Origin of the sequence: Parabacteroides sp. AF14-59, from assembly GCF_003479515.1 — a bacterium.
Taxonomy (GTDB): Bacteria; Bacteroidota; Bacteroidia; order Bacteroidales; family Tannerellaceae; genus Parabacteroides; species Parabacteroides faecis.
This window is the reverse complement of sequence record NZ_QUHH01000052.1, coordinates 219-3,351: the sequence shown is the minus strand read 5'-3', so window position 1 is coordinate 3,351 and position 3,133 is coordinate 219. Positions and strand designations below refer to the sequence as shown.

Here is a 3,133-nt window from a genome sequence, read left to right as displayed (position 1 = left end):
GCAATAAAATAATCATTGTAAACTCCTAATATTTCACTCATGGCACCATCTATTTCTGCATATTTTATAAATTCCGGATAGGTATACTTTTGATTAACTTTAGTCTGTTTATTATAGAATCCTAGATATATACTTTTGTTTACATAGTATAAAACATTTATGAAAGTAGAATTCTCTGTTAAATTGTAAGCAGATACATAGTTTGTATTTTGTATACTCATTACATAACCTACAGAACTGGACTCTTGTTCTTTCAACCACTTTAATGGAGGAAGTTTGTGTTTTCCAAAGGATATGTTATATCTTGGTGTCGCATTTGTGGTTATTTCCCAAATAGTTGGTTCAAAAGATGTATGGAAAAAAGTTTTTTTATCGAAGTTATGAAATAAAGATCCTGTAAGCATGCCAAAGTGAGATGTAAAATTAGCTTGACACAGATAATTTTTATTCTTAAATTGTTGATCGGTAGTTATTAAATAGTACTTTTTCCCTTCAGAGTTAAATCCGGCTGTATAGAACCAAACAAACTTACCATTTTCCAATAGAGAACAGTACGTGTATCTGGATACATTTTCAGTATACATATATGTATAATTATCTAAATTGTAATAAACTAATTTTTGCGTATCAATATCACATATGATAAATGCTTTTTTCTCTTTGTCTATACAAAATTGTATCGGTAATGTGTATTCACCTGGGCCTTGACCATAGTCACCTACCTGTGTAATGAATTTACCATTCATGTCAAATACAAGAAAAAGATGATTGACATTGTCAAAAATGAAGATGCGATTATCGAAAAATTCTATTTGACTTATTTTTTTTATTAAACTCTTTTCATTTGTTTCTAATGGTATAAAATCACAAACGATTTCATCTTTACAAAATGGCTTACCCTCTAGGTCAAAGGCTATTGTGGGTATGTTGGAATTCTCTTTTATCTTTGTACTACAGCTGATTAGAAAAAGAGATAATAAGCATATGTATAGTTTACTCATGTTATATATGATTATGGGAAAATTTGTATAATCTATTATTTCTGATTTGTTTTCATAATCATCAACCTTCTTATATTAATAAAGATAGTAACAAATCTTTTTGTTTTATTACAAATTGGGTTTTATTAAACATATAATGGGATTGTCTTCTTCGTTTATAGTTTCACAGATAGATTTTAACTCTGGAATTTTACTATTAGAATTACGTTTTAATACAGAAGAATTCAATGTCGTAATAAAATAGTCTCCAAAAGTGTTTATGATGATACCTGTTCCTGTTAAACCTGTTTGTCTTATAAATTCAGGGAGTGAATATCTACATGATTGCTCTGTTTTTTTATTGAGAAAACCAATATAGGCGTTTGCTCCTTTTGCACAATAACCTATACTGATATAATCATTTGTTTCTTTTATATTCTGTGCAGAAATGTAATCAGTATTTACGATTGCAGAATAATTTTTCCTTGCTTCACGTTCCATCCATTCTTCTGGCGCAAATTTGTGAGTACCTAAGTTTATTTGATAGACAGGGGAAATTTCTGAGGCTGTAACTTCATAAATTATTGGAATGTGAGGGAGATTTAGATAACATTTTTTGTTTAACGTGTAAAAATGAGAACCTGCAGAGATTGGATATTGTAAATCATAATCGATAGGGTATAGTAGTTTTAATTCTTTTAGGTCTCGATTAGTTATCTTTATGAAATATCTATTTTCATTCGTAGTCTTATATCCTCCTACAAAATACCAAGCGATATTTCCATCGGATAACCAACAACAATCTATAAAATAAAATATTTTTTGAGTCTTTATATGTTCATAATTTTCAAGTTTATAATCTATTATTCTTGCTTGACCTCCATCAGCAATCGTTATAATACCTTTATTTTTATCGATATGAAAATTACTAATTAACCGATATTCTCCAGGACCATTTCCTTTATTCCCTATTTGAGTAATAAATTTTCCAGATATATCAAAAACTAATAGATTGTTTCCATCATTATTAATGAAAATATTATTGTCTATAATTTTAACTTGCTTTATACTGCTAATGAAACATTGATTGGATGTCTCTAATGGAATGAACTTATAAGAAATATAATCATTTATATTAAGTTTCTCATTTTCACTGAAAGTAATAGTTTTAATATTTCCCTTTTGTTCATTTTTTGTACATGAACAAAGGAATAGCATGAATATTATTAGATTTAAAATCTTCATTTGTCAAAATAGAATTTGATAGTTAGAACTCCTGTGTCTCATACCAGTATGGAGCTATGGCAAATATATGTATAATTATTATGAAAGCAATACGTAGGTTTTAACAAATAACTTTCAAAAATCGTTTCCACCTGAATCTTTCTGTATGCGGATCGATCGATTTCCAAATAATCCAGGCTTTCCATACAATATATTCTTCGGGCAGTAATCCCCAATAACGTGAATCCATGTTGCCGAGAGGCGTTTGTACGCCTTCTACATGAAAGAATCCGTTTCGGATGGATAAGGTATCTCCCGGTATTCCGACACACCGTTTGATGTAATATTTGAGTATATGCATTTCAATCGAATTGTTATTTCTATTTGCCTTTATTCAATTAGAATCTATGTATTCTTTTAAGTATGTGAAATATTCATTTAGCATGAAGTGATTGTTTTAACATCTTGACCTCCTCCCGCATTTCCCTGATAGCAGTGCTGTTCACTTTTGGTTCCTTTTTTAGTACGGCATCAGCTGCTTTGATAAACTTATCTTCCTGAAAAAAAGTCGTTTCCGAGTATAGTTTAGTCAACAGATAATAGGGATAGATCCGTTCCGGCAGTATTTCTATTGCATGTAGCAATAAATTTTCTGCTTTCTGATAATTTCCCAGGTCCTGTTCATTTTTTGCCGCCATATAATGTATCATCGGATCACCACTCAGTTTCATCGCCCGTTCCAACAAATGGTTCGCCTCTGCAAACCGCTCCGTCTTACTCAAGCATTGCGTCGCTTCAAACAGTAGTTCCGGCTTATGTCCCATCAGCGGCACCAATTTTTCATACCCGTCCGCCGCCGCTTCATAAGCTTTGCTATTGTATAACATCTTCAATGTATTCCATTTCTTATACCCCTGGTAATAGCCTTT

Annotated in this window: 3 protein-coding genes and 1 pseudogene; all 4 read right to left on the bottom strand. The window is 31.1% G+C overall.

Annotation, left to right across the window (positions count from 1 at the left end; translation table 11 throughout):
- On the bottom strand, window positions 1-1,001 hold a 1,001-nt coding region (locus DWW23_RS26230), incomplete at its 3' end, for a 6-bladed beta-propeller (RefSeq protein WP_122357394.1).
- A 108-nt stretch (window positions 1,002-1,109) separates the two neighbouring features.
- Window positions 1,110-2,225 (bottom strand): 6-bladed beta-propeller, encoded by a 1,116-nt coding sequence (locus DWW23_RS26225; protein ID WP_122357393.1) that lies wholly within the window; start codon window positions 2,223-2,225, stop codon window positions 1,110-1,112.
- Window positions 2,226-2,325: 100 nt separating this feature from the next.
- Window positions 2,326-2,577, bottom strand: a pseudogene (locus tag DWW23_RS26220) (hypothetical protein); the annotation flags it as partial.
- Window positions 2,578-2,638: 61 nt separating this feature from the next.
- A partial coding sequence (locus DWW23_RS26215; RefSeq protein ID WP_233564470.1) for a CDC27 family protein occupies window positions 2,639-3,133 on the bottom strand: 495 nt, incomplete at its 5' end.

What these genes read in the sequence shown, in the direction of transcription:
- DWW23_RS26225 (WP_122357393.1), bottom strand. Translation starts at nt 2,225, where the DNA reads ATGAAGATTTTAAATCTAATAATATTCATGCTATTCCTTTGTTCATGT.